The following is a 24,701-nucleotide window of genomic DNA, read 5'->3' on the forward strand; positions in this document are numbered from 1 at the left end:
GTGCCCTCCAACACCGTCACTGCATATTCCCCGAAGGCACGCTCACAGGCCCCATGACGACGCCCAAAATTCCCGCTACCCAGCCCGGGATGCACGCTCCTTCCCCCGCCCCGACTCCGATGATGGCGCAATATCTCGCGCTGAAGGCCGATGCCGAGGATTGCCTGCTCTTCTACCGCATGGGCGATTTCTTCGAGATGTTCTTCGAGGATGCGAAGATCGCCGCCGCCGTGCTCGACATCGCGCTCACCGCGCGCGGCGAGCATGACGGTGCGCCGATCCCGATGTGCGGCGTGCCGATCCATGCGGCGGAGGGCTATCTCGCCCGGCTGATCAAGGCCGGCCACCGCGTCGCCATCGCCGAACAGACCGAGAGCCCCGCCGACGCCAAGGCGCGCATGGGCTCCAAGGCACTGGTCTCCCGCGCGATCATCCGCGTCGTCACGGCCGGCACCCTCACCGAAGAGGCGCTGCTCGACGCCCGCACCGCCAACTGGTGCGTCGCGATCGGCGAGGTCGCAGGCGGCGTCGCCATCGCCGCCGCCGATGTCTCGACCGGCCGGTTCGAGCTGATCGAGACCGACGCCGCAGGGCTCGGCGCTGAACTAGCCCGCCTCGCCCCGGCCGAGACGATCGCCTCCGAAACCAGCGCCTATACCGAGGCAACGACCACGCTCCGCCCCCGCAGCGAGTTCGACACCGCAGCCGGCGAGGCCCGGCTCAAGGCGCTGTTCGGCGTCGCGACGCTCGACGGCTTCGGCCAGTTCAGCCGTGCGGGGCTCGCCGCGGCGGGCGGGCTCGTCGCCTATCTCGATCACACCGCGAAGGGCGCCCTCCCCTTCCTCCGCCCCCCGCGCCTGCTCCAGGCCGCGCAGCAGATGGCGATCGACGGCGCCACCCGCGAAAGCCTGGAACTGACCGCCACCGCGTCCGGCGCGCGCAAGGGCAGCCTGCTCGACGCTGTCGACCGCACCGTCACCGGCGCCGGCGCCCGCGCGCTTGCCGCCGACATCGGCGCGCCGCTGGTCGATCGCGCCCGCATCGAGGCGCGGCTCGATCTCGTCCAGCTGCTCCACGACGACAGCGGCCTGCGTGAGGCGCTCCGCTCGACGCTCCGCAGCCTGCCCGATGTCGGCCGCGCGCTCGGCCGCCTCGCCGCCGGTCGCGGCAGCCCGCGCGACCTCGGCCAACTCCGCGACGGCCTGGATGGTGCGTGGAAGCTGGGCGAACGGCTCGACAAGATCGACCAGCCCCCCGCCCTGCTCGCCGACCTCGCCCCGCAACTGCGCGGCCATGGCGGCCTGATCGACCTGCTCGCCCGCGCGCTCGTTCCCTCGCCGCCGATCGACGCCTCGGCCGGCGGTTATATCGCGGAAGGCTATGATGCCGCGCTCGACGATCTGCGCGATGCCGGCGCCGGCGGCCGTCGCGCCATCGCTGCGCTCGAGGCCGAGTTCCGCACCCAGACCGGCGTGTCGGTGCTCAAGATCCGCCACAATGGCGTGCTCGGCTATCATATCGAAGTGCCCGCCCGCGCCGCCGATCCGCTGATGAAGGCGGACAGCGGCTTCACCCACCGTCAGACCCTCGCCGGCGTCGTCCGCTTCAACGCCCCCGCACTGCACGACGTGGCGATGAAGGTGACGCAAGCCGGCGCCCATGCCCTCGCCGCCGAGGCCGCCCATCTCGAGGACCTCACCGCCGCCGCCCTCGACCGCCGCGAGCCGATCGCCGCCACCGCCGACGCGCTCGCCCGGCTCGACGTCGCCGCCGGCCTCGCCGAACGCGCCGCGGAGGGCGGCTGGGTCCGCCCCGCCTTAGTCGAGCATAGCTGTTTCGAGATCGAGGGCGGCCGCCACCCCGTGGTCGAGAATGCCCTTGCGGCGCGCGGCGAGCGCTTCGTCGCGAACGACTGCAAGCTCTCCGAGGACTCGCGCCTCTGGCTGGTCACCGGCCCGAACATGGGCGGCAAATCGACCTTCCTGCGCCAGAACGCGCTGATCGCGGTGCTCGCCCAGGCCGGCGCCTATGTCCCCGCCACGGCGGCGACGCTCGGCCTGGTCGACCGCCTGTTCAGCCGCGTCGGCGCCTCGGACAATCTCGCAAGAGGCCGCTCGACCTTCATGGTCGAGATGGTCGAGACCGCCGCGATCCTCGCCCAGGCCACCCCGCAGAGCTTCGTCATCCTCGACGAGGTCGGCCGCGGCACCAGCACTTATGACGGCCTCGCCATTGCCTGGGCGGTGGTCGAGGCGATCCACGAGGACAATCGCTGCCGCTGCCTGTTCGCGACGCATTATCACGAGCTGACCCGCCTCGCGGAACGCTGCGAAGCGCTGACCCTCCACCACGTCCGCGCCCGCGAATGGAAGGGCGAACTGGTCCTGCTCCACGAGGTCAGCGAAGGCCCCGCGGACCGCAGCTACGGCCTCGCGGTGGCGCGGCTGGCGGGCCTGCCCCCGGTCACCATCGCCCGCGCCAAGGCAGTGCTGGCCAAGCTGGAAGCCGGGAGAGCCAAGACCGGCGGGCTGGCGGCGGGGCTCGACGACCTGCCGTTGTTTGCGGCGATGGCGGCCGAGGTGGAGGAAGAGGTCGACACGCTCAAGGCGGAGGTCGAGAAGATCGACGTCGACGCACTGACGCCCCGCGAGGCGCTGGAGGTGCTGTACCGGCTGAAAGCGATAGCGAAGGAATCGTGAGCGGAACGCACTCCAATCTCCCTCTCCCCTTGTGGGAGAGGGAAGGGGCCCATCGCGCAGCGATGGGAAGGGTGAGGGGGACACTCGCAAGTGTCTTGAACCTCATTTCCCCTCATCCGGCCCTTCGGGCCACCTTCTCCCACAGGGGGAGAAGGGTTTATCGTTCCCGCCCCACCAACCGTACCACCCAGGCCGCCCCGCCAATGGAAAGCGCCACGAACAACATCGTCCACTCCATCCGGCTCCCGGGATTGCCGATCACCCGCGGCAGATGCAGCAGCAGGGCGAACCCCCAGCACATCACCGCCAGCAAACCGGCCGCGAGCCGAACCTGCACGCCGGCCAAGATCGCCACCCCGGCCGCAAAATGACACGCGCCCGTGGCATAGGCCCAGAACAGATGCCCCGGGATCCAGCCCGGCACCATCGCCGCGGTGAAGTCGGCATAGACGAAATGCGCCGTCCCGAACTCGATTGCGCACAGCCCGAACAGCACTCGCGCCGCCGGCACGCTCCATCCCGGCAGGCGCCCGGGTGCCCGCACCGCGAACAGCAGCGCCGCGCCCAGCGCGATCGCGCCCTGTTCGGCAACGCCGAGCAGGGAGCCGACGCCGGGCGCGCCTATCACCAGGGGCAGATGCAGCCCGATCGCGAACAGCCCGAACCAGACCGCCAGCACCGCCGCGCCCACCGCAGTGCTCCGCCGCACAATGACGGCCGCGCCGCCCAGCAGCAGGACTGCCCCGCTCAGCACCGCCAGCGCCTCGCGCGCCGGCCAGCTCTTCGGCACCGGCTGCCACTGGAACGCGAAGTCCTGCGAGATCAGGCCCAGCACCCCCAGCCCCACCGCGCCCAGGCCGATCGCCAGCCCGTCCGTATCGATCAGCGACCGAAGCCGCGATAACGTGCCTCCCATGTCATTCCTCCCCCGACGGCATGCGCCTGTCCGGGCAGATGCTGTGGCAAATGGCGCCCGGGCGCAATTTCCCTGCAGCCGAAGCGGCGCGGAACCCATGCCAACGACTATTGTCACGACAGGAGCAGTGAAGATGCGACATCGATTCCGGCACGCACCGCTGCTCGCGCTGGCGCTTTGTATCCTGGCCCCATCGCCGCATGCAGCCGCCAATGCCCAAACGCCCGCCGCGGTTGCGCCCGACACCCTCAAGGTTCCGTTCGCTCCACCCCTCGACACTGACCTCCGCTACCGCGTCACCTCCGAAAAGACACGCAGCGGCAAACGCGTGGCGCAGACCGTCCTGCAGAATTTGCGCTTCGCCAAAAGCGTGGACGGCTATGTGCTGACCATTGCCACGACCGGCTTCGAGCTCGGAGGCAAGACCTTCGCCGTGACTGATCCGCAGGTGCCGGCGGCGCTGCGCGCGTTGCTCGTCCCGGCATCGTTCGACCTGGATGGCGAGGGCGCTCCCCTGCGCATGCGGGACTGGGAAGCGGTCAAGGTCAAGATGCGCGACAATATGGCCGGCGCAGTCGCCGCACTTGCGCCGGGCAAGCCCGGCGGGCCGGATACCGCCGCGATCACCGACTCGGTCGTCGCCCTCTATGCCCGCATGAGCGCCGAGCAGATCGCCCCGGTCTGGTTACAGCATTGGAACGCGCTCCTCGGATTGGGCGGCCTGGAGGCCGAGGACGGCGAGACATTAGCCGGCGAGACCGAGATCGAGACTGGCCTGACACCCACGCCGATGCCGGCGAAGCTCGCCATCACGCTCACGGCAGGCGCGAAGCCCGATCCTTACCATCTGATCATCCGTACCGATCTCGATTCGGACAAGGCGGTTGAAGCCATCGCCGATTTCATGCGCAAGATGGTCGGCAAGGAAGAAGCGACCCAGGTCAAATTGAAGGAGATGGAGACGGTGCTCCGCGGCATGACGCTGCAGGACGAAGTCGATGCAACGCTCCATCGCACCACCGGCCTGGTCGCATCGGCGACCGTCACCCGAACGCTCACCACCAAAGGCGGGGAGACCGCGCTGACGAGCACCCGGATCGAACGGATCGATTGAGGAAAGCAGTGCGAACGTGACGCCACCCCAAGGACTCATTACCTAACCCCCATGACCGGCCGCTTCGACTCCCTCCCCCATCGCCGCGCGATCATCGATCGCCGCACCCTGGCCGATGCGCTCGCCGCGCTGGAGGGCGACGACAAGCTCGCGCTCCGCCGCGCCGCGACCGACATCCTCAAGACCGCGCTCGATGCCGGCCGCGAGGAGATCGGCCGCCGCCTGATCGAGCATCCCTCGCGCGGACTGGAGGCCGCCGCGGCTCAGGCCTTCCTGACCGATCAGCTGCTGCGCCTGCTCTACGACTTCACCGTCACCCGCCTCTACCGGCTGAGCAACCCGACCGCTGCCGAGCGGCTGACGCTGATCGCGGTCGGCGGATATGGCCGCGGCGAGATGGCACCCTATTCGGACCTGGATATCGGCTTCCTCACGCCCTGGAAACAGACCGGCTGGGCCGAGCAGGTGATCGAGACCATGCTCTATGCACTATGGGATCTCGGCCTGAAGGTCGGCCATAGCAGCCGCTCGCTCGACGAGATGGTGCGTCAGGCCAAGAGCGATGTGACGATCCGCACCGCCCTGCTCGAGGCGCGCTATGTCTGGGGCGACATGGCGCTGTACGATGAGGCGGCGGCCAAGTTCCGCGCCGAGGTACAGGCCGGCACGGCGCGCCAGTTCATCGCCGACAAGCTGATCGAACGCGACATCCGCCACAAGAAAATGGGCGACACGCGCTATGTCGTCGAACCCAATGTGAAGGAAGCCAAGGGCGGCCTGCGCGATCTGCACACGCTCTTCTGGATCGGCAAATACGCCTACAACGTCTCGGAGCCCGCCCAGCTGGTCGAGGCCGATCTGCTCAGCCGCGCCGAATACCGCCTGTTCCACCGTGCCGAGAATTTCCTCTGGGCGGTGCGCTGCCACCTCCACAGTATCTCGGGCCGCGCCGAGGATCGCCTCACCTTCGACCTGCAGCGCGAGATCGCCGAGCGGATGCGTTTCGCCGACCGCCCGGGCAAGTCGAGCGTCGAGCGCTTCATGCAATATTACTTCCTGCAGGCGAAGACGGTCGGCGACCTGACCGGCGTCTTCCTCGCGCATCTCGACGAGAAGTTCGCCGCGCGCGGCCGCCGCTTCGGCCTGCCCACGCTGCGCCGCGCGCCGGGCAAGCTCAACGGCTTCACCGTGGATCGCGGCCGGCTCGCTTTGCCCTCGGACGACTTCCTCCAGAAGAAGCCGGTCCGTCTGATCGAGATGTTCGCGCTGGCCGACAAGCACGGCATGGAGATCCACCCGCTCGCGATGCGCGCCGCCGCCCGCGATGCGAAACTGGCCGACGACATCCGCCGCGATCCCCAGGCCAACGCGCTCTTCCTCGATGTGCTGACGAGCCCACGCGATCCCGAGACGGTGCTGCGCTGGATGAACGAGGCCGGGGTGTTCGGTCGCTTCGTGCCCGACTTCGGCAAGGTCGTCGCGCAGATGCAGTTCGACATGTATCACCACTACACCGTCGACGAGCACACCATCCGCGCGATCGGCCTGCTCGCCAAGATCGAACGCGGCGAGCTCAACGAGGATCACCCGCTCTCCTCGGCGATCATGAAGCAGATCGTCTCGCGCCGGGTGCTCTATGTCGCGGTCCTGCTGCACGACATCGCCAAGGGCCGCGGCGGCGATCACTCGCAACTCGGTGCCGATGTGGCCAACCGCCTGTGTCCGCGCTTCGGCCTCAATCCGGCCGAGACCGAGACGGTCGCCTGGCTGGTGCGCTGGCATCTGCTGATGTCGGCGACGGCGTTCAAGCGCGATCTCTCCGACTTCAAGACCATCCTCGATTTCTGCGAAATCGTGCAGAGTCCGGAACGCCTGCGCCTGCTGCTGACGCTCACCGTGGTCGATATCCGCGCGGTCGGTCCGGGTGTCTGGAACGGCTGGAAGCGCCAGCTCCTTTCCGACCTCTATGAGTCAGCCGAGGAAGTGCTTCGGCTCGGCCACAAGCAAAAGGGTCGCAGCGAACGCATCGCTGCCAAGCAGGAGACGCTGCAGGCCGTACTGGGCTGGGACGACAAGCGTTTCGCCGCCCTGGTGAAGCGCCTTCCCGAGCCCTATTGGGTCGCCGAGCCCGAGGACGTGCTCGCCCGCAACGCCCGCGTCATCGAGGAAGCGGGCTCAGCCCAGCTGTTCATCGCCGCGCAGGTCTATCCGGAACGCGGCGCGACGCTCGTCACCGTCTATGCCGCCGACCATCCCGGCCTTTTCTACCGCATTGCCGGCGCGATCAGCGTGGCGGGCGGCAACATCATCGACGCGCGCATCCACACCACGCGCGACGGCATGGCGCTCGACAATTTCCTCGTCCAGGATCCGGTCGGCCGGCCGTTCGATGATGCGGCACAACTCAATCGGCTGAAGGGCGCGATCGAGGATGCCCTGGCCAATCGCTCCAGGCTCGCCGACCGGCTGATGGCCAAGCCCCTGCCTCGCACCCGCGCCGAAGCGTTCGACATCGCCCCCAACGTGCTGATCGACAACCGCGCCTCGAACCGCTTCACCGTGGTCGAGGTCAATGCCCGCGATCGCCCGGCGCTGCTGCATCAGCTCGCACATGGGCTGTTCCAGTCGAAGGTGACGATCCACTCCGCCCATGTCGCCACTTACGGCGAGCGCGCGGTCGACACTTTCTATCTGACCGACCTGACCGGCGACAAGATCGCGGGCGGGCCGCGCCTCAAGGCAATCGAGAAACGCCTGCTCGAAGCGGCAGCGGGCACGCCGATGAAGGAAGCCGCCTGATCCGACAAGGGAGAGTCGCAATGCCGGTACTGGGAATTGGAGGCCTGTTTTTCCGCGCGAAGGATCCGGACGCCCTGTCCGCCTGGTATCGCGAGCATTTGAATGTCGGTGCGGGCTGCATGGCCACGGCCGAAGGCACGCCGGACGAGTGGTCGTGGACCGCGCAAGGCGGGCCGGTCGTCTTTGCGCCGTTCAAGGCCGACACCGACTATTTCGCCGACGACAAGCAGTGGATGCTCAACCTGCGCGTCAGCGATCTCGATTCGCTCCTCGAGCAACTCAATGCTGCCGGCATCGACATTATCACCAAGCCTGAATGGAACGACCCATCGGTCGGCCAGTTCGCCCGCATCCACGATCCCGAAGGCAACGCGATCGAGCTTTGGGAGCCGCCGGTTTGATTCAAAATCGTAAGACGCTGTTCTAATCCATCGCTGCGGTGACGACAGTCGCCACCGCAGCGATCGATCGGTCAGAAGCGCTTGCGGAGGGTCACGCCATAGGTACGCGGCTCGGCAAGGAAGGCGGAGAAGATCTGGTTCCCCGTCGCAAAGGCCGGCGCACCGAACTTCTGGACCTGGGACTGCGATCCCGCACCCTGGAACGGTGCATTGAACGCCACCTGCTCGTACTTGGTGTCGAGCAGGTTCTGCGCCCAGAATTCCAGGCTCCAGTTCTGGTCCGCGCCGCGCAGGCCGATACGCGCGTTCATCAGGAAGAAGCTGTCCTGCGCTTTCTCGATGAACAGGTCGGATCCGGTGTTGTAGTCGGAGCTGAGACGGCCATCGACATAGAACAGGGCGGACATGCCGCTCGTCCCGATCTCCGGCGTCCAGCTAGTCGACATGGTCACCACGTTGCGCGGCGCGTTCGACATCTGCTGACCCGGCAGCAGCGCAAGGAACGGATCGAGCGCCTCGCCCGATTTGCTGCCCACCAGATTGTTGCGGTACTTGGTGTCGGCCAGCGTGTACCCCAAATTCACCGCGAAGTTGCGCGCCGGGTACAACCCCGCCTCGATCTCGATACCCTGCGAGAGCACGCCGTACTTCACGCCGGCGGTGCAGGCGCCGGTCGCCGCGCTGTTGTCGCCGTCCGCGCCGTTCAGGCTGGTCTTACACGACCCGATGTTCTGGACGATGTAGTTGGTGCCGTTGAAGGTGTTGAGCTGAAAGTTGCTGAACTCCTGACGGAAGCCGGCGACGTTCAAGGTGAACTTGCGCGAGCTGTACTTGAAGCCGACCTCGTAGGAGTTGACCGTCTCCGGATCGAAGCGCAGCAGCGCCGCGTTCGGGGTCGCCGTGGTCGAGGCGAGATAGGCCGGCCCGAGATCCGAACGGTCGAGATTGTAGCCGCCCGCCTTGTAGCCGCGCGAATAGCTCGCATAGACCATCAGCCCGTCGACCGGCTTGTACGAGACGACGCCGGTGCCGGTGAACTCGCCTTCGCTCAGGCTGTCGCTGATCGTCTTGCCGTTGAGCCCGATCGTCGAGTTGCCGGTGCAGCCAAGCGTGATGATGCCCGCTGCCGTCGACGCCAGTGCCGGATTGGTCAGCAACCCGCCGAGACCACCCTGCGCGGTGCCCGCCTGGAGTGCCGGGCAGATCGTGTTGTTGTTCTGGAAGCTGGCGTTGAAATCCTTCTTCTCGTGCGTGTAGCGCGCGCCGACGGTGATGCTCAGCCGGTCGGTGACCTTGAAGATATTGTGCGTGAACGCCGCGAAATTCTCGCTGCGTTGGTTATAGACGTCGCGGATCGTCCCCAGGTCATTGAGCGTGCTCAGCCGATTGATGTTGCCGATGACGAGCGGCGCCGCGGTGCCCAGCGCATTGTTCAGGGTAAAGATGCCGGCCGCGCTGAGGCAGCCCGGCGCCGTCGGGTCCCGCAGCGCCGCCGATGGGCTGAGGTTGGAGATGACGCGGCACGCGGCGAACATGCCGTATTGCTTGCCGAACTTCAGGTTATCGACGACCTGCAGATCCTCGCGGCTGTAATAACCCCCGACCAGCCAGTCGAGCTTGTCGCCAAAGGCCGAGCCCTGCAGCCGCAGTTCCTGGCTGAAGGTATGGAACTGGCGGTAATTGTTGCCGTCGTCCGGGCGATAGCCGATGTCGAGGCTGCCATAATCAATGTCGGACGCGCCGCCCGCCTTGTACTCGCGGTACGCGGTGATCGAGGTCAGCGAAGCGCCGCCGAAGTTCCAGTCGATCTGGGCCGAGCCACCATAATCCTTGGTCTTGTTGCTGTAGGCGCGGCCTACGGTGTTCGCGATGCGGCGGTTATACGGGTCGTTGGCGCTCGGGAAGACGGCGCCCATGCTCGTCATGATGTCGACGATGCGGTTGGTCGGCGATACGGCATAGTCGCCGGGCACGCCCGGGGTAGGATCGGTCTTCTCGCGCAGGTCGACATAGACCGCGCCGCAGCACTTCTCGTTGCGATAGGTGTAATCGCCGATCAGCCGGATCGACAGGTCGGAGCTGGGCTGGAACAGCAACTGGCCGCGCACGAAGATGCGGTCGCGGTTGTTGTAATCGGTCTTGTTGACCGTGTCGTAATAAAAGCCGTCGCGCTTGCCGTAGACGCCGTCGACGCGGAACGCGACGGTGTCGGTGATCGGCCCGGTGACCGCGCCTGCAACGCGGATATTGTTGTAATTGCCGTAGCTGACCTCGCCATAGCCGCCGAACTCGAAGGCCGGGGCCTTGGTGATGACGTTGATCAGGCCGGCGCTGGCGTTGCGGCCGAACAGGGTACCCTGCGGCCCCCGCAGCACTTCGATCCGGTCGACCTCGCCGATGTCGTTGAGGCCCGATCCGGTGCGGCTGCGATAGACGCCGTCGATGAACACGGCGACCGAGCTTTCGAGGCCCGGATTATCGCCGACCGTACCGATGCCGCGAACGCGCGCCGAGGCATTGGCTTCGCTGCCTGTGGAGGAGACGAGCAGCGACGGCGCGAGCTGCGCCAGCGCGCGGATATCGGTCGCGCCCGAATTCTGCAGCGCCTGCTGGCTTACCGCCGACACCGCGATCGGCACGTCGGACAGGCGCTCGGCGCGGCGGGTCGCGGTCACGATGATATCGGCCGCCCCCTCATCCGCGCTCGTATCGGCGGTATCCTGTGAGGCGGCCTGCGCCTCGGGCTGAGGGGTGGCCGGCGCGTCCTGCGCAAAGGCGGGTACGGTGAACGCGATGGCGGCAACAGACAGCAGGTACGCGGATTTACGCATTGCGACACTCTCTCCAGATTTGTTTTTTGAGTATTGGGTATCCTCAGCGGATAGCCGTACGGGCGCGTTCGTCCATAGATAGATGGCCGCTACCCGGTTTTTTGAATGTCGGTGATGCAGGCACGCAACAAAGGGCCCGCCCCGGACCTGACGGCCGGCGAACTTACGTTACGGAATGCTGGGAATGGGCGCTTTCGCCCGAAAAGTTCCGCGGCGACGCAGCCGCCGCGGAAAAAAATCGTATTGCCGGCGTGTTACTTGGGCGCGAGGACCATCAGCATCTGGCGGCCTTCCATGCGCGGATAGGCTTCGACCTTGGCGGTCTCGACGACATCGGCCTGGACGCGCTGAAGCAGCGCCATGCCGAGCTGGCCGTGGCTGAGCTCGCGGCCGCGGAAACGCAGGGTGATCTTGACCTTGTCGCCTTCGCCGATGAACTCGATCACCTTCTTCATCTTGGTGTCGTAGTCGTGATCGTCGATGTTCGGACGCATCTTGATCTCCTTGATCTCCTGCGTCTTCTGCGACTTGCGTGCGAGGTTCGCCTTTTTCTGCGCCTCGTATTTGAACTTGCCGACGTCGAGGAACTTCGCAACGGGCGGATCCGCATTGGGCGACACTTCGACGAGGTCGAGCCCGACGCTCTGCGCCTGCTCCATCGCTTCACGGGTGTACATGACACCGAGGTTCTCGCCGTCCTGATCGATCACGCGGACCTTGGGCGAGACAATGAATTCGTTGAAGCGCGGGCCGTTGAGCGGCACGGGCGCCCCTTGCGGGCGCCGGATCATGGGAGGACGGATAGGTACTGCTCCTTGGTAGTTGGACAGGGCGATATAGTGATTTTTGGCGTGTTGGGGAAGATGCCCCCGGCTTTCGCCGGGAACAACTTGCAGAGCGCGTTACAGATCGGGCGGAGTCGCGCCCTTCTTCAGCATCGCGATCGCTTCATCGAGGCTCAATATCTGCTGCCGGTCGCTGCCGAGCTGGCGCAAGGCAACGGTGCCTTCTTCCGACTCGCGCTTTCCGACGACGAGCAGATTGGGGACCTTGGCCAGGCTGTGCTCGCGCACCTTGTAGTTGATCTTCTCGTTACGCAGATCGGTCTCGACACGCAGGCCGGCCGCGGCAAGCTTCTCCGCCACCACCTTAGCATAGTCGTCAGCGTCCGAGACGATCGTCGCGACGACCGCCTGCACCGGCGAGAGCCAGAGCGGGAAGCGGCCGGCATGATGCTCGATCAGAATGCCGATAAAGCGTTCGAACGTGCCGAGAATGGCGCGGTGGAGCATCACCGGGCGATGGCGATTACCGTCCTCGCCGACATAGCTCGCATCGAGTCGTTCGGGCAGCACGGTGTCCGCCTGGATCGTGCCGACCTGCCAGGTGCGGCCGATCGCGTCGGTCAGGTGGAATTCGAGCTTGGGCGCGTAGAAGGCGCCCTCGCCCGGCAGTTCCTCCCAGCCATATTCCTCGGTCGCGCGGCCCGTCGCTTCGACCGCGTCGCGCAGAATCTGCTCGGCCCGGTCCCACATCGCATCGTCGCCGAAGCGATTGTCGGGGCGAAGCGCCAGCTTGATCGCATATTTCTCGAAACCGAGATCGCGATAGACGCTGTCGAGCAGGTCGCAGAACGCCTTGATCTCATCGATCAGCTGATCTTCGCGGGCGAAGATATGCGCGTCGTCCTGGGTGAACTGGCGCACGCGCATGATGCCATGCAGCGCGCCGTGCGGCTCGTTGCGGTGGCAGCAGCCGAACTCGGCCATGCGGATCGGCAGGTCGCGGTACGACTTGATGCCCTGGCGGAAGATCAGGATGTGCGCCGGGCAGTTCATCGGCTTCAATGCCATCAGGTCGGACTTGCCCGACAGGATCGGCGCCTCGTCGTCGGTCGAGGGAATCTCGTCCGGCACGACGAACATGTTCTCGCGGTACTTGCCCCAATGCCCGGACTGCTCCCACTGGCGCGCGTCCATCAGCTGTGGCGTCTTCACCTCGTCATAGCCGGCGGCATCGAGCCGGCGGCGCATATAGGCCTCGAGCTGGCGCCACAGGATGAAACCCTTGGGATGCCAGAACACCGAGCCTTGCGCCTCGGGCTTGAGGTGGAACAGGTCCATCTCCTGGCCGATCTTGCGATGGTCGCGCTTGGCGGCTTCTTCCAGGCGGAAGAGATGCTGGTCGAGCTGCTTCTTGTTGAGCCAGCCGGTGCCGTAGATGCGGCTGAGCATCGCGTTCGCCTGGTCGCCGCGCCAATAAGCGCCCGAGACTCGCGTCAGCTTGAACGCCTGGGGATCGAGCTTGCCGGTCGAGGCGAGATGCGGCCCGCGGCACATGTCGAGCCACGTGCCGGCACGGTAGACCGTCAGCTCTTCGTCGCCCGGCAGCTCGGCGGCCCACTCGGCCTTGAAGGTCTCGCCCTGCTGGCGCCACAGCGCGATCAGGTCGTCGCGCTGCCAGACCTCGCGGACCAGCGGCTCGTTGCGCGCGATGACATCGCGCATCGCCTGCTCGATCGCGGGCAGGTCCTCCTCGGTAAACGGGCGGTCCTTCGGCGCGAAGTCGTAATAGAAGCCGTCGTCCGTGGAGGGGCCGAAGGTGATCTGCGTGCCGGGGAACAGGTTCTGCACCGCCTCGGCCAGCACATGCGCATAGTCGTGGCGCGCAAGCTCGAGCGCGTCCGCCTCGTCCCGGCTGGTCACCAGGGCGAGCTGCGCGTCGCCCTCGAACGGGCGCATGATGTCGCGCAAGTCGCCGTCGACGCGCGCGGCGATCGCCGCCTTGGCCAACCCCGGACCAATCGCCGCGGCGATGTCCGCGGGGGTAGTCCCCGGCGCTACCTCACGGACGGAACCGTCGGGCAGCGTTATGCGGAACATCTCGGACATGACGAAATCGGTACTTTCTGTGTCTGGAAGGAGCGCGGGCTTATGCACGCGGGGCCTATATAGGCAAGTCGAAGCGGAAAGCGTAGCATCGGCAGCCCGGGAGCCCATTGCGACACGCTATCCAGACGGAGCGGCCCCCATGACGATTCTGACGGCGATCCTGCCCTGCAACGACCTCGATGCCTCCGAGGCCTTCTACAACCGACTCGGTTTCCGCCGGCCGCCGGAGGGCGCCTATGACGAGTATCGCATGCTCAGCGATGGCAAGGGCGGCGACATCCATCTCCAGCCCGCAGTGGAAGGCTGGCTGGTGCCGGGGCAAAATCCGTTCGGCCTGTATCTCTACACCGAGGAGGTCGACGCACTCGCCGCGATCTTCCGCGACGAGATCATCGAGCGGGAGAAGCGACCGACTCACAAGCCCTGGGGCATGTATGAGTTCGCGCTCAGCGACCCAGACCAGACGCTGGTCCGTATCGGGTGGCCGAGCCGCCTGATAAAGTAGCGCAAGCGCTGAGCGGTTACGGGAGACGGGTGTGCTGGACTTCATCATGCTGATGCATAACGACACGGTCACAGAGCCCTCCCCCGATATGTGGCCCGGCTATTTCTCGTTCCTGCGCGGGCACGATGCGTTTGGGGGCGGCAGTTCGATCGGCACGGGTGCGACCTTCCGGAAGCAGGGCCTGCCCGGAGCCGCCAGCCCGCATCTCGCCGGCTATATCCGCGTGCGGGCCGAGGATATGAGCGCGGCGCAGGCATTGTTGGCGGGCAACCCCGTGTTCGATTGTGGCGGCACCGTGGAGATACGCGAACTGCCGCGCGATTGAATCGAACGGGCTCCGTGCCGGTTTCAGGGAGCGCCGAACGGCACGACCTTGTTGTCGGCGTCATGGCCGATGTCCGCTGCTCCCAGGAACGGCACGCCCATCTCGCGGCACCAGCGTTCGATCACCTGCTGCGCATCCTCCGTGAAGGGCGGGTCGTTGGGGACGATGTCGTTCATTCGCCCGAGCCGCACGCCGGCGATCCCTTTCAGTTGAGACGCGTGCGCCATCTGGAAGAGCATGCGGTCGATCCGGTAGAGCGGCTCGCACAGATCCTCGACGATCAGGACATGGCGGGTCAGGTCGGGCAGCCAGGGCGTGCCGATCAGCGCGTTGAGGATGGCGAGGTTGAACGCAGCGCTGGGCTGCCCGCCAAGGCCGGGCTCGAGCACCGTCGGGTCGCGGCGGACCAGCCAGGCGAGCGTGCGTGCGATCGCCGACTCGCCGCCCTCGCGCCGCAGGTCGCTGACCAGCGGAGCGTGGACCGCATGCCCGATGCGGCCGGCATAGAGCGCGCCGAGCAGGAAGCCGCCATCGGAATAGCCGCACCAGGTCTTGGCGGAGGCGGCCGGTCCGAGCGCGGGCATCACCGCATCTAGGATCCGGTTCGCGCCGTACCCTCCGCGCGCAAACCACAGCGCATCGAACGCCGGGTCATTGGCGAAATCGAGAAAGGCGCTGGCGCGTGCCGCATCGGTGCCGGCGAAATGCCCGCCGTCGCTCAGGAAACATTGCGGATGGAAGACCAGTTCCGCCTCGGGAAAGGCGCCCGCCGCAAACGCCGTCGCCCGATCGGCCAGCGCCTGGTCGATCGGCCTGCCCGGAGCGACGATTCCGATCCGCATTGTCACCCTCTCGCTTGCCCCGATCCCAGAATCCCGCGATAGCGCCCAGCCATGCACGACGGCAAATCCTACTTCTTCGTCGGGATCGGCGGCAGCGGCATGATGCCGCTGGCGATGATCCTCAGCGGCCAGGGCGCCAGGGTCGCCGGGTCGGACCGGACACTCGACCAGGACCGGCTTCCCGCCAAGTTCGACGACCTGCGCGCCAGGGGCATCACGCTCTTCAAGCAGGACGGCAGCGGCATCACGTCAAACCAGACCGTGGTCGCCTCGGCCGCGGTGGAATCGACCGTTGCGGATATCGTCGCGGCGGACGCGGTCGGCGCCAAGCGGATGAGTCGAGCCGAGTTGCTCGCCAAGCTGTTCAACGCCGCCCCCTTGCCGATCGGCGTGGCCGGTACCTCGGGCAAGTCGACCGTGACCGGCATGATCGGCTGGATCCTGCACGCGACGGGCCGCGACCCGACGGTGATGAACGGCGCGGTGATGAAGAATTTCGCGAGCGACGATGCGCCCTTTGCGAGCGCCCTTGTCGGCACGGGCGAGGCGTTCGTCAGCGAGGTCGACGAGAGCGACGGATCGATCGCGCTTTATTGGCCGAAGGTCGCGGTGCTCAACAATGTGAGCCTCGACCACAAGTCGCTCGACGAGCTGCGTACCCTGTTCGGCGACTTCATCGCGCGTGCCGGGACCGCGGTGATCAATATGGACAATGGCGACGGGGCCGCGCTGGCGATGACCGTGCCGCCGGAACGCCGCCTGACCTTCTCGATCGGCCAGGAAGCCGATCTCGTGGCGATCGGCCTGGTGCAGCGGCCGTTCGGGGTGGATTTCAGCCTGTCCGAACGCGGCGCGGCACCGGTCGCGGTGTCGCTGCAGGTACCGGGGCGCCATAACGTCTCGAACGCGCTGGCGGCGATCGGCGCGGCGCGGGCGGCGGGCGTGCCGCTCGCCGAGGCAGCGCGGGCGATTGGCGGCTTCACTGGCCTCAGGCGCCGGATGGAACTGGTCGGCGAAGCGAACGGCATCGCGGTGATCGACGATTTCGGCCACAACCCCGACAAGATCGCCGCCACGCTGGACACGCTGCACGCCTTTCCCGGACGGCTATTGGTGCTGTTTCAGCCGCATGGCTATGGTCCGCTCAAGGTGATGCGCCGCGAGCTGGTCGCGACGCTGGCGGACAAGCTCGGCGAGGACGACCTGCTCGTGCTGCCCGACCCGGTCTATATGGGCGGTACCGTCAGTCGCGAGGTGACCAGCGCCGACATCATCGCCGATGTCGCCGCGACAGGCCGCAAGGCGCTGCACATCCCGACGCGCGATGCCGCAGCGGCGCATCTCGTCGCCGAGGCGCGGCCGGGCGACCGCATCGTGGTGATGGGTGCGCGCGACGACACGCTCAGTCAGCTTGCCGCGGATATGCTGGTGCGTATCGCGAACAAGACTGGCAACCGGCCACAGGCGTGATATCGCAACCGCACGCGCAAATAATGAGGCCTGCCATGTTCCGCCGCCTGTTCCTCGATCACCCGAAATCGGTCGGTGAGAGCTATACCGAGCATTTCGGCGTCGCCTCGCGCTTCGGGGTGAAGATGATGTGGGGCGGCCTGCGCTGTTCGCTCCACGCCTTCCTGCCGTTCGTGTTCAAGACCGCCGGCAGCGACACCGTCTCCGCGCTTCATGCCGAGCTGGTGACCAAGCGCAATGCGGCACGGGCGGCGCAGACTCAGATGACAACCGTCGAATATGTGATCTGAGGCGCGGTTTTGAGGCCCGGCGGGATCGGCGCGCAGGCGCACCGTCCTTCACGATGCTGCGACACGTCGACGCGAGATTGAATCGATCGACAGCCAATGGTTGACGATGGCGGCATCGGTCACGCCGCGCATCTAGGTTGCGGTGCAATAGAGTGCTATGCCAAGTCATCGCCGATCCGCCGTGCAGGCATAGGCGACCGAGAGACAGATGTGCTCCCGCCTGCAAGCGGAGCTTTCATGATCCCCGGCTTTCCCGACATCGGCACGACGTCTCGATGCTAGATCCGTTCCGTACCGCGCATGACGCGCAAGTCCTGGCGCTCGCCATCGTCAACACGATTCCCGAGCCGTTCCTGGTGCTGGACGAAGGCTTCCATGTGCTGGCGGCGAGCCGCGCCTTTTACGAGATCTTCCGCGTCGATGCGGCGGAGACGCAAGGGCACTCGCTGTTCGCACTGGGCGACGGCCAGTGGAACATCCCGGCGCTTCGCCATCTCCTCGAAACCATCATTCCCGACAAGGTGGCGATGGACGGGTTCGAGGTCGCGCACGACTTCCCCGGGCTCGGCCTGCGGATCATGCTGCTCAACGCGCGCAAGGTCATTTACGACGACAGCGCCGCGATCACGATCCTGCTGGCATTCCGTGACGTCACGGCCAACCGGCTGATCGAAGGCGAGAAGGCCGGTCTGCTGGCGCAGGCCGAGATGCTGCTCGACCAGAAGCAGATGCTGCTTGAGGAAATGCGGCACCGGGTCGCCAACAGCCTCCAGATCATTGCCAGCATCCTGTTGCTGAAGGCGCGCGCGGTCGCGTCCGACGAGACCCGCAAGCATCTGAAGGACGCGCATCTGCGCGTCATGTCGGTCGCGACGGTCCAGCACCATCTGCATACCGAGGATGGTATCGCCCAGATCGATGTCGGCCCCTATCTGTCCAAGCTGTGCGCGGGCCTGGGCGCCTCCATGATCGGTGAAGACAGCCCGATCACGATCGAGGCCCAGGCAGATCCCGGCATGACGGAATCCGCGACGGCGGTGAGCCTGGGACTCATCGTGACCGAGCTCGCAATCAACGCGATCAAATACGCGTTTCCGGACAGCAAGGCCGACGCGCGGATCCTCGTCGGCTATGAACGGAACGGCGCAGACTGGAAGCTGACGGTGTCGGACAATGGCGTCGGCAGCGCCGCCGTCTTCCTGCCCGGCGAGACCGGGCTGGGCACGACCATCATCAAGGCGCTGGCAAAGCAGCTTGGCGCAGTGGTGGCGATCGGCAGCGGGCCGGACGGGTTCAGGACCACAATCACCAAGGCAAGTTTCGCGTCACGCGACAAGGCGGCGGCGGCCGTGGCAGCCTGACCCGCTGAAGCCGCACCGTCGGCCGCTGCCAGCCGGCGCGCGCTCGAATGAGGGCTCTCGACGCTACCCTTGGCTTTTTCATGCACGACCTATATGCGTTTCATATACGAATCGTATATGGAGACCCCGATGGGCATCGTGAACATAGATGACGACCTGCACGATCAGGTGCGCCGGGCGAGCAAGGTGTCGTTCCGGTCGATCAATGCGCAGGCCGCCTTCTGGATCAAGGTCGGCATGCTGTGCGAGACCAATCCGACGCTCAGTTTCGCCGAGATCATCGCGCGCGAGCTTGGGGCGGCGGGCTTCTCGGCCCAACCACTGGCCGTGATCGAGCATGACCAAGCAGCCTGAGGAGCTGGCGTTGCTGGCCGAATCCGGCCGGCTACTGGCGTCCGTATTCGAGCTGCTGGATCGAACGTCGCTCGCGGGCATGTCGACGCTTCAGGTCGATGATCTGGTCGAGCACTTCATCGTCCATGATCTCCAGGCCCGGCCCGCGAGCAAGGGCCAATATGGCTATGGCTTCGTGTTGAATTCCTCGGTGAACAACGTGGTCTGCCACGGCGTCCCGTCGCCGTCGGACGTGCTGCGGGACGGCGACATCGTCAATTTCGACATCACGCTGGAGAAGAACGGCTATATCGCGGATTCGAGCAAGACCTACCTCGTCGGCGCGGTGGATCCGGCGGCCAGGAGGCTGGTCCGGACCACCTATGAAGCGATGTGGATGGGCATCAAGGCGGTGCGCCCCGGCGCGCGGCTCGGCGACATCGGCTGGGCGATCGAACGCCATGCCAAGCGCAACGGCTATTCGGTGGTGCGCGAATATTGCGGCCACGGCATCGGCCGGGAAATGCATGAGGAACCGCAGATCCTGCATTTCGGCAAGCCGGGAACCGGCCTTGCCTTGCGTGAGGGCATGGTTTTCACGATCGAGCCGATGCTCAATCGCGGCCGGCGGAGCGTGAAAACCGAGGCTGACGGCTGGACTGTCGTGACGGCGGACGGGTCGCTTTCCGCTCAGTTCGAGCACACCGTTGCCGTTACCGCGTCCGGCGTGTCGGTGCTGACGCTGCGTCCTGACGAACCAGGCATGATGAGCAGGATGAAGATCGCAGCCTGAGCGATTGGTTGAGCCGATCGTCCCCAGGGGCGGCGGGAAGCGGCCATTGACGCCGTTCATCAGCTGAGTGCCAGAGGGTGCTGCCGACTGAATTGCAGGCATGGTCGATCGGTGCCACGATGGGCGATCTCGTACAGGGACGAACGCAATGAAGCTCTCCGGCATTCTGTCTCGTCGCGAGTTCGTCGGCGCGGCAGCGACCCTGGCGGCAGTTCCAGCACACGCGGCTCGTGACGGCCTTCCTGATTTTCTGGAGCTTCCGGTCGCGACGATGGAGCGGATCGATCCGACGGTCTGGGTCGAGAAGCTCGCGCCGGCAATCTGGGTCACCTGCTTCAGCTTCGATACGCCCGATCTTGGCTGGGTCCCGTGCAACGGACTGATCATGGGCAGTGGTACCGGTGCGACGATCGTCGACACGGGAAACACGTGGAAGCAGGGAGACCTGCTCGTAAAGGCCGCGCGGCGACTGACGGGCGAACCGGTCAGGCAGGCGATCGCCACCCATTTTCACGGGGATCGCACTGGAGGCATGGCCGCCATGGCCGAGGCAGGCATACCCGTATTGGCGCATCCTTTCACGGTCGGCCTCGCCATTACCTATGGCGAACGCGTTCCCCAGCCGGTGAAAGGGCTGGAGAAGGGTGCCGTCGATTTCGGATCGTTCGAACTCTTCTATCCGGGGCCGGGGCATACCCGCGACAATATCACGGTCTGGCACAAGGAAGCCCGCTGCCTGTTCGGCGGATGCCTTTTGCGCGCAACGACGGACAAGCAGATTGGTAGTCGTGGCGATGCCGACATGGGCAATTATCTTTCCACGATCGATCGGCTCGCGAAGCGCTACCCAGGTCGCAAGATCACGGTTCCCGGCCACGGCGCGATCGCGGGAGATGCCGTCGAGTGGACCCGCACGATCGCCGAGCGGGCTCTGTCAAAGAGCAGCTGACCGCAGCGTCACGCAACCCCTGCCCAGCGCGCGGTCACGATCCAGGCGCGCGAGTCGAAGAGCACGCCATCCGCAGTCACATGCGCATCGAGCATGGCGCGCACCCTCCGAAGCGTCGCATCAGTCGCCGAGGTCGAATCGATGGGCCTGTCCGCCGGAAGGAACAGCCCGACGATTGCCTCAAGCGCTGCATCAACGCTGGGACCATAGAAGACCGGTTCGTGCACCTCGGCAACATCAATCGAGGCGAAGCCGGTCGCGGTCAGGATGCGCGCCGCTACCTCGGGATCGCCGAGCGAGAAGGCAGGGCTTCCACTTGCGGGGGAGACGCCGGCGGGCACCAGCGCATCCTGGATGGCGAGCGCCCATTCATTGCGCGCGCGGCCCTGCCAGACCATCTGGACGAGGCGCGCGCCGGGGCGCAATGCGTGCCCGATATTGGCGAAGGCGGCGATCGGATCGGCAAAGAACATCGTCCCGAAGCGACTGATGCACAGGTCGAAATGCGCCGCCGGAAAGCCATGGACCTGCGCATCGCCCAGCTCGAAGGCGATGTTGCGCAACCCCGCTTCCGCAGCACGCCGGCGGGCGACCTCGAGCATCTCCGCCGACACATCCACGCCGACCACGCTGCCCGCCGCAGCAGCGCGGGCAGCATCCCGCGCGGATTGCCCGGCGCCGCAGCCGATATCGAGCACGCGGTCGCGTGGACCGGCGTCGATCGCGGCGCGGAAGTGCTGGTGGTGCCGTTGCAGTTCGGCATCGTAAAAGGCGGCGCGATCCAGGGCCATCATTGCGCCTCCCGGCGCAGCGCCGTCTGCACGGCCGGCCGCGCTTCGATGCGCGCCACATAGTCTCGATACGGCGCGCCCAGCGGGAACGCCATCTCGAGCGCACCGCGCGCCATGACGAACAGATAGGCGTCCGCCGCGCTGAAGACGTCGCCGAACAGGTAGCCGCGATCGAGACGCGGATCAAGGAAACCGAACCATCGCACGATATCGGCGCCGACCGTCTCCTGCGCCTCCCCGGCAAGCGAGAGATAGATCGGGAAGCGCTTGTGGATCTCGCTGGCGATGAAGCCCAGCATCTCCAGGAGCCGGTAGCGGCCAAGCGGCCCGGGCGGGGTCAGGTGCGGAGCGCAGTCGGCAATCCAGGCGAGGATCGCCACATTCTCCGTCAGCACCGCGCCATCGTCCAACGTCAGGGCCGGCACCTGCCCCTTCGGATTTACCGCGAGATAATCGCCGCCGTCGCGGAGCCGCTTCGTCTCGAGATCGACTTCGACGATATCGACGGCGAGGCCGGCCTCCAGCAGCGCGATGTGATCGGCAAGACTGCTGAATCCTGGCGCAAAGAACAGCTTCATCGGATCACCTCCATTGTTGCGGACAGCGACAAGGATCCCGACCGACCCAGCCATACGGCAGCGCGAACCCGGACTTGTCCTGAACATCATTAGGCTGATAGTAGAAACGCACGAATGAAATTCAGGAAAGGGGTGAATGTGCTGAACCCGGAAAAAACAGATGCCATTCGGCAAGCCGCGCCCGTTGGGCGGCCCATCGATATGTTCGACCGAAATATATTAAGCGTGCTCGCGTCGAACGCGGACGTCAGCTACGCGGAGCTCGGCCAGGTGGTCGGCCTGTCGGCGCCGGCCGTTCATGATCGGGTGAAGAAGCTGCGCGCCTCCGGCTGCCTGCGCCGCACGGTCGCGATGCTCGATGGACCGGCGATCGGCAAGCCGCTCCTCGCCTTCGTGCACGTCGACAGCGCCGGCTGGTGCAAGACCCGGGAGCTGATGGCGGTGGCCGAGCTGCCGGAGGTGGAGGAAATCCACTCGGTCGCCGGCGACGCCTCCATGCTGCTCAAGGTGCGCTGCGCTTCGAGCCACGCCCTGGAGGACCTGCTCGCCCAGCTCTATGCCATTCCGGGCGTGAGGAGTACGCGCAGCTATGTCGTGCTATCGACCTATCTCGAGCGCACGGCGCAGGCCGGCATCACCGATTTTTCAGCCGGGCAATCGCCTCCCGCATGACGTCCCCCATTTCCGCCGCTCGCGTTCGCGCGGCCAATAGCAACATCAGATGCTAGCGTCGGTATCCGAACTGGCTGCTTTCGAACGACACGGTGGCGCCTGCGTTTTCGCCAAGCGGGATATCCGCCGTACCGTAAACACCGCGTGTGCCGTGCGATCCGATCATGATGCCGACCTCACCATGAATGCCCCGCCCAGGAGCCTCCGACCCGACGAGTTCGCCTCGGGCGGCGGCCGCCTTTTCCATGGTGTTGTTGTTCAATATCTCCAGGCGCTGCTCGTCGGTCAGGCGGATGATGTCGCCCCGCGAGGACGGCGCGGGTTGAATCGTCGTTGCCGTCGGTTCCGGCTCCGGAGTCGGTGCGGATTGGGCGAAGGACGCCGTCGGCGAGAAGGAGAGACCCGCGACAAGGGCGAGCGCTATCGGGAGGGCACGAAAGTGCGGGGGCGTCGGCAGGGTCATCCGTATCTTATAGACGGGTCATACCCGACCACAAGCTGAACGGAATGGTGCGGCGTCCGGCGGGCGGTGCTGACCATGCTCCGTCATTTCCGCAGGATTTTCTCCATCGAGCGGCCCCTGGCGAGGTCGTCGATCAGTTTATCCAGGCGGCGGATTTCCTGCATGACCGGTTCCTCGACGTCCTCCACCCTGACGCCGCAGATCAATCCCGTAACCAGCGATCGCACGGGATTCATGCCGGGCGCATGTGCGAAGAAATCCTCGAAATTCGTGCCCTTCGCCAATTCATCGTCGAGCGACTGCTGGCTGTGCCCGGTCAGCCAGCAGATGACCTCGTCGACCTCCTGTTTCGTGCGGCCCTTTTTCGCCGCCTTGGCGACATAATGGGGATACACGCTCGCGACGCTGACGGAATAGATGCGATGCTTCGTCATGCGCCCTCCCAGGCGGACCGGAAATCGTCCGGCCCGGGATAGCGGATAACGACATGGTTGCGAACCGGAACGGATGACAGCCGGCGCGAAATCCTGCCGCCGCCTGTCGGAGGGTCGGAGGCACTGTGCTTGTCCCGCGCCTGGCCATAGGATGGCGCCGAACGCGGGAGAGGATCATGGTCGTGAAACGAACGCTGTTGGCTGCATTGCTGATACCGGCTGCCGCACTGGCGCAAGAGTCGGCGGAGCAGGCACGCGCCATTGCGGGCGCCCCGCCCGCCACTGCCCAGCGCCTGACCATCGCCGATCTGCCCGCTCCGGCGGGCAAGGCGACCGCCCTGTTCGACGGCCGCAGCCTGAAGGGCTGGCAGCCATGGCTCGGCTACACCGATCCGGCGGTGACCTATAAGGCCAGCCCCGGCAGCGCCCCGATCGGCACCGGCCGCGACACGAGCGGCGACTTCGCCGTCCGGCAGATCGACGGCGCGCCGGCGATCTGGGTGAAAGGCGAGACCTGGGGCAGCCTCGTCCACCACGCCGACCTTCGCGACTACCACCTCCGGCTGCAGTATAAATGGGGCGCAACCACATGGGCGCCGCGCGAGCGCCTGCCGCAGAACAACGGCCTGCTCTACCACACCCATGGCAAACCCGGGGACGTGTTCGGGACGTGGCGGCCGTCCGTCGAATTCGAGATCATGAAGGGGTCGACCGGCATGATCGTGACGGTCGGCACCAAGGTTCGCGCACAAACCACCGTGGCGTTCGACCCGTCGCTGATCGCGCCGCACCTCCGTTTCCGCATGGGCGGCCGGGCGATCGACATGATCAACGGCACCCCGACCTGGAATGTCGAGGGCGCGAGCGATGCGGAACGACCGGTCGGCGAATGGAACACGCTCGATCTGTACGTCCTTGGCGACCATGCGATTCATGTCGTCAACGGCGTGCCGGTCGCCGAGGTGCGCGGCCTGGCGACCATTGCGCCTGACGGCACCCGCTCGCCGCTGACACATGGGCACATCCAGCTTCAGTCCGAGGGAGCCGAGACGTGGTTTCGGGGGATCACGGTCGAGCCGATCCGCTCCTTGCCAAGGATCGTGGCCGCTGGGGGCTAGCGCACAAGGCGGGCGGTCGCTCTGGCGTGACGCGGCAATCCACGTGACGTGACGAGCACCTTTCCTGACAACCACGCGCGTCTAATTGACAACCTCACTTGACAGACAAGCACACTTTACTGTAAA

The 24,701-nt window shown here is 66.0% G+C and carries 23 protein-coding genes; 14 read left to right on the forward strand and 9 right to left on the reverse strand.

Translation table 11 applies throughout. The features are described 5' to 3' along the window. Positions 1 to 119: 119 nt before the first annotated feature. The gene (mutS, locus tag WC729_RS03620) at positions 120 to 2,699 is read left to right on the forward strand and encodes a DNA mismatch repair protein MutS (RefSeq protein WP_372850993.1); all 2,580 of its coding nucleotides are present in this window, start codon (positions 120 to 122) and stop codon (positions 2,697 to 2,699) included. A 157-nt stretch (positions 2,700 to 2,856) separates the two neighbouring features. Here the strand turns inward: mutS and WC729_RS03625 are convergent, their stop codons facing one another. After that, complete coding sequence (locus tag WC729_RS03625) at positions 2,857 to 3,615, reverse strand: DoxX family membrane protein (RefSeq protein ID WP_372849620.1); 759 nt, start codon at positions 3,613 to 3,615, stop codon at positions 2,857 to 2,859. 133 nt (positions 3,616 to 3,748) lie between these two features. Between WC729_RS03625 and WC729_RS03630 the strand changes: the two genes are divergently transcribed. Genes WC729_RS03630 through WC729_RS03640 form a run of 3 tightly spaced genes read left to right on the forward strand, consistent with a single transcriptional unit; the run spans position 3,749 to position 7,929 of the window. Then, positions 3,749 to 4,729, forward strand: a complete 981-nt coding sequence (locus WC729_RS03630) for a hypothetical protein (protein ID WP_372849622.1) — start codon at positions 3,749 to 3,751, stop codon at positions 4,727 to 4,729. A gap of 51 nt (positions 4,730 to 4,780) precedes the next feature. Beyond that, positions 4,781 to 7,528, forward strand: a complete 2,748-nt coding sequence (locus WC729_RS03635) for a [protein-PII] uridylyltransferase (RefSeq protein ID WP_372849624.1) — start codon at positions 4,781 to 4,783, stop codon at positions 7,526 to 7,528. A gap of 20 nt (positions 7,529 to 7,548) precedes the next feature. Then, positions 7,549 to 7,929, forward strand: a complete 381-nt coding sequence (locus tag WC729_RS03640) for a VOC family protein (protein WP_372849626.1) — start codon at positions 7,549 to 7,551, stop codon at positions 7,927 to 7,929. A 71-nt stretch (positions 7,930 to 8,000) separates the two neighbouring features. Here the strand turns inward: WC729_RS03640 and WC729_RS03645 are convergent, their stop codons facing one another. From WC729_RS03645 to thrS, 3 genes are all read right to left on the reverse strand, one after another. Further along, positions 8,001 to 10,760, reverse strand: a complete 2,760-nt coding sequence (locus WC729_RS03645) for a TonB-dependent receptor (protein ID WP_372849628.1) — start codon at positions 10,758 to 10,760, stop codon at positions 8,001 to 8,003. A gap of 254 nt (positions 10,761 to 11,014) precedes the next feature. Beyond that, on the reverse strand, positions 11,015 to 11,551 hold the full coding sequence (infC, locus tag WC729_RS03650; protein WP_299913759.1) for a translation initiation factor IF-3: 537 nt from the start codon (positions 11,549 to 11,551) through the stop codon (positions 11,015 to 11,017). A gap of 111 nt (positions 11,552 to 11,662) precedes the next feature. Beyond that, complete coding sequence (gene thrS / locus WC729_RS03655) at positions 11,663 to 13,651, reverse strand: threonine--tRNA ligase (protein WP_372849631.1); 1,989 nt, start codon at positions 13,649 to 13,651, stop codon at positions 11,663 to 11,665. Positions 13,652 to 13,790: 139 nt separating this feature from the next. Here thrS and WC729_RS03660 point away from each other — a divergent pair, with 139 nt between their 5' ends. Further along, on the forward strand, positions 13,791 to 14,156 hold the full coding sequence (locus WC729_RS03660) for a VOC family protein (RefSeq protein ID WP_372849633.1): 366 nt from the start codon (positions 13,791 to 13,793) through the stop codon (positions 14,154 to 14,156). A gap of 31 nt (positions 14,157 to 14,187) precedes the next feature. Then, complete coding sequence (locus WC729_RS03665; RefSeq protein WP_372849635.1) at positions 14,188 to 14,481, forward strand: hypothetical protein; 294 nt, start codon at positions 14,188 to 14,190, stop codon at positions 14,479 to 14,481. Positions 14,482 to 14,504: 23 nt separating this feature from the next. On the opposite strand, the gene WC729_RS03670 is transcribed toward WC729_RS03665, so the two are convergent. Next, entirely contained in the window at positions 14,505 to 15,323 is an 819-nt protein-coding gene (locus WC729_RS03670; RefSeq protein ID WP_372849637.1) for an LD-carboxypeptidase, read from the reverse strand. Between the two features lie 51 nt (positions 15,324 to 15,374). On the opposite strand from WC729_RS03670, the gene WC729_RS03675 reads away from it, so the two are divergent. The 6 genes from WC729_RS03675 to WC729_RS03700 all read left to right on the forward strand — a co-directional run bounded on the left by WC729_RS03675 (position 15,375) and on the right by WC729_RS03700 (position 20,519). After that, the gene (locus tag WC729_RS03675; protein ID WP_372849639.1) at positions 15,375 to 16,793 is read left to right on the forward strand and encodes a glutamate ligase domain-containing protein; all 1,419 of its coding nucleotides are present in this window, start codon (positions 15,375 to 15,377) and stop codon (positions 16,791 to 16,793) included. 23 nt (positions 16,794 to 16,816) lie between these two features. After that, complete coding sequence (locus WC729_RS03680) at positions 16,817 to 17,083, forward strand: DUF6356 family protein (RefSeq protein ID WP_372849641.1); 267 nt, start codon at positions 16,817 to 16,819, stop codon at positions 17,081 to 17,083. Positions 17,084 to 17,358: 275 nt separating this feature from the next. Next, positions 17,359 to 18,444: a sensor histidine kinase gene (locus WC729_RS03685; protein ID WP_372849643.1), complete on the forward strand. Its 1,086-nt coding sequence runs from the start codon at positions 17,359 to 17,361 to the stop codon at positions 18,442 to 18,444. Positions 18,445 to 18,573: 129 nt separating this feature from the next. After that, positions 18,574 to 18,798, forward strand: a complete 225-nt coding sequence (locus WC729_RS03690; protein WP_372849645.1) for a ParD-like family protein — start codon at positions 18,574 to 18,576, stop codon at positions 18,796 to 18,798. Then, positions 18,782 to 19,570, forward strand: coding sequence for a type I methionyl aminopeptidase (gene map / locus WC729_RS03695; RefSeq protein WP_372849647.1), 789 nt, complete (start codon positions 18,782 to 18,784; stop codon positions 19,568 to 19,570). The genes WC729_RS03690 and map overlap by 17 nt, the downstream gene beginning before the upstream one ends. A 148-nt stretch (positions 19,571 to 19,718) precedes the next feature. Beyond that, the gene (locus WC729_RS03700; protein ID WP_372849649.1) at positions 19,719 to 20,519 is read left to right on the forward strand and encodes an MBL fold metallo-hydrolase; all 801 of its coding nucleotides are present in this window, start codon (positions 19,719 to 19,721) and stop codon (positions 20,517 to 20,519) included. 8 nt (positions 20,520 to 20,527) lie between these two features. Here WC729_RS03700 and WC729_RS03705 read toward each other — a convergent pair whose 3' ends face one another. Next, positions 20,528 to 21,310 (reverse strand): class I SAM-dependent methyltransferase, encoded by a 783-nt coding sequence (locus tag WC729_RS03705; protein WP_372849651.1) that lies wholly within the window; start codon positions 21,308 to 21,310, stop codon positions 20,528 to 20,530. Next, complete coding sequence (locus tag WC729_RS03710) at positions 21,310 to 21,888, reverse strand: glutathione S-transferase N-terminal domain-containing protein (RefSeq protein ID WP_372849653.1); 579 nt, start codon at positions 21,886 to 21,888, stop codon at positions 21,310 to 21,312. The genes WC729_RS03705 and WC729_RS03710 overlap by 1 nt, the downstream gene beginning before the upstream one ends. Before the next feature lie 114 nt (positions 21,889 to 22,002). Between WC729_RS03710 and WC729_RS03715 the strand changes: the two genes are divergently transcribed. Next, the gene (locus tag WC729_RS03715; RefSeq protein WP_372849655.1) at positions 22,003 to 22,560 is read left to right on the forward strand and encodes an Lrp/AsnC family transcriptional regulator; all 558 of its coding nucleotides are present in this window, start codon (positions 22,003 to 22,005) and stop codon (positions 22,558 to 22,560) included. A gap of 52 nt (positions 22,561 to 22,612) precedes the next feature. On the opposite strand, the gene WC729_RS03720 is transcribed toward WC729_RS03715, so the two are convergent. Further along, positions 22,613 to 23,023: a hypothetical protein gene (locus tag WC729_RS03720; protein ID WP_372849657.1), complete on the reverse strand. Its 411-nt coding sequence runs from the start codon at positions 23,021 to 23,023 to the stop codon at positions 22,613 to 22,615. A gap of 83 nt (positions 23,024 to 23,106) precedes the next feature. Next, on the reverse strand, positions 23,107 to 23,457 hold the full coding sequence (locus WC729_RS03725) for a DUF2200 domain-containing protein (protein ID WP_372849659.1): 351 nt from the start codon (positions 23,455 to 23,457) through the stop codon (positions 23,107 to 23,109). 176 nt (positions 23,458 to 23,633) lie between these two features. Here WC729_RS03725 and WC729_RS03730 point away from each other — a divergent pair, with 176 nt between their 5' ends. After that, positions 23,634 to 24,575 carry a DUF1080 domain-containing protein gene (locus WC729_RS03730; protein WP_372849661.1) on the forward strand — a complete coding sequence of 314 codons (942 nt, stop codon included), beginning with the start codon at positions 23,634 to 23,636 and terminating at the stop codon, positions 24,573 to 24,575. The last annotated feature ends 126 nt before the right edge of the window (positions 24,576 to 24,701 follow it).

Origin of the sequence: Sphingomonas sp., assembly GCF_041661825.1 — a bacterium.
Lineage (GTDB): Bacteria > Pseudomonadota > Alphaproteobacteria > Sphingomonadales > Sphingomonadaceae > Sphingomonas.

Excerpts from the sequence above, each read along its gene's own strand:
- mutS (WP_372850993.1), top strand. The coding sequence starts at position 120 with ATGATGGCGCAATATCTCGCGCTGAAGGCCGATGCCGAGGATTGCCTG.
- WC729_RS03625 (WP_372849620.1), bottom strand. The coding sequence starts at position 3,615 with ATGGGAGGCACGTTATCGCGGCTTCGGTCGCTGATCGATACGGACGGG.
- WC729_RS03630 (WP_372849622.1), top strand. The coding sequence starts at position 3,749 with ATGCGACATCGATTCCGGCACGCACCGCTGCTCGCGCTGGCGCTTTGT.
- WC729_RS03635 (WP_372849624.1), top strand. The coding sequence starts at position 4,781 with ATGACCGGCCGCTTCGACTCCCTCCCCCATCGCCGCGCGATCATCGAT.
- WC729_RS03640 (WP_372849626.1), top strand. The coding sequence starts at position 7,549 with ATGCCGGTACTGGGAATTGGAGGCCTGTTTTTCCGCGCGAAGGATCCG.
- WC729_RS03645 (WP_372849628.1), bottom strand. The coding sequence starts at position 10,760 with ATGCGTAAATCCGCGTACCTGCTGTCTGTTGCCGCCATCGCGTTCACC.
- infC (WP_299913759.1), bottom strand. The coding sequence starts at position 11,551 with ATGATCCGGCGCCCGCAAGGGGCGCCCGTGCCGCTCAACGGCCCGCGC.
- thrS (WP_372849631.1), bottom strand. The coding sequence starts at position 13,651 with ATGTCCGAGATGTTCCGCATAACGCTGCCCGACGGTTCCGTCCGTGAG.
- WC729_RS03660 (WP_372849633.1), top strand. The coding sequence starts at position 13,791 with ATGACGATTCTGACGGCGATCCTGCCCTGCAACGACCTCGATGCCTCC.
- WC729_RS03670 (WP_372849637.1), bottom strand. The coding sequence starts at position 15,323 with ATGCGGATCGGAATCGTCGCTCCGGGCAGGCCGATCGACCAGGCGCTG.
- WC729_RS03675 (WP_372849639.1), top strand. The coding sequence starts at position 15,375 with ATGCACGACGGCAAATCCTACTTCTTCGTCGGGATCGGCGGCAGCGGC.
- WC729_RS03680 (WP_372849641.1), top strand. The coding sequence starts at position 16,817 with ATGAGGCCTGCCATGTTCCGCCGCCTGTTCCTCGATCACCCGAAATCG.
- WC729_RS03685 (WP_372849643.1), top strand. The coding sequence starts at position 17,359 with ATGCTAGATCCGTTCCGTACCGCGCATGACGCGCAAGTCCTGGCGCTC.
- WC729_RS03690 (WP_372849645.1), top strand. The coding sequence starts at position 18,574 with ATGGGCATCGTGAACATAGATGACGACCTGCACGATCAGGTGCGCCGG.
- map (WP_372849647.1), top strand. The coding sequence starts at position 18,782 with ATGACCAAGCAGCCTGAGGAGCTGGCGTTGCTGGCCGAATCCGGCCGG.
- WC729_RS03700 (WP_372849649.1), top strand. The coding sequence starts at position 19,719 with ATGAAGCTCTCCGGCATTCTGTCTCGTCGCGAGTTCGTCGGCGCGGCA.
- WC729_RS03705 (WP_372849651.1), bottom strand. The coding sequence starts at position 21,310 with ATGGCCCTGGATCGCGCCGCCTTTTACGATGCCGAACTGCAACGGCAC.
- WC729_RS03710 (WP_372849653.1), bottom strand. The coding sequence starts at position 21,888 with ATGAAGCTGTTCTTTGCGCCAGGATTCAGCAGTCTTGCCGATCACATC.
- WC729_RS03715 (WP_372849655.1), top strand. The coding sequence starts at position 22,003 with ATGAAATTCAGGAAAGGGGTGAATGTGCTGAACCCGGAAAAAACAGAT.
- WC729_RS03720 (WP_372849657.1), bottom strand. The coding sequence starts at position 23,023 with ATGACCCTGCCGACGCCCCCGCACTTTCGTGCCCTCCCGATAGCGCTC.
- WC729_RS03725 (WP_372849659.1), bottom strand. The coding sequence starts at position 23,457 with ATGACGAAGCATCGCATCTATTCCGTCAGCGTCGCGAGCGTGTATCCC.
- WC729_RS03730 (WP_372849661.1), top strand. The coding sequence starts at position 23,634 with ATGGTCGTGAAACGAACGCTGTTGGCTGCATTGCTGATACCGGCTGCC.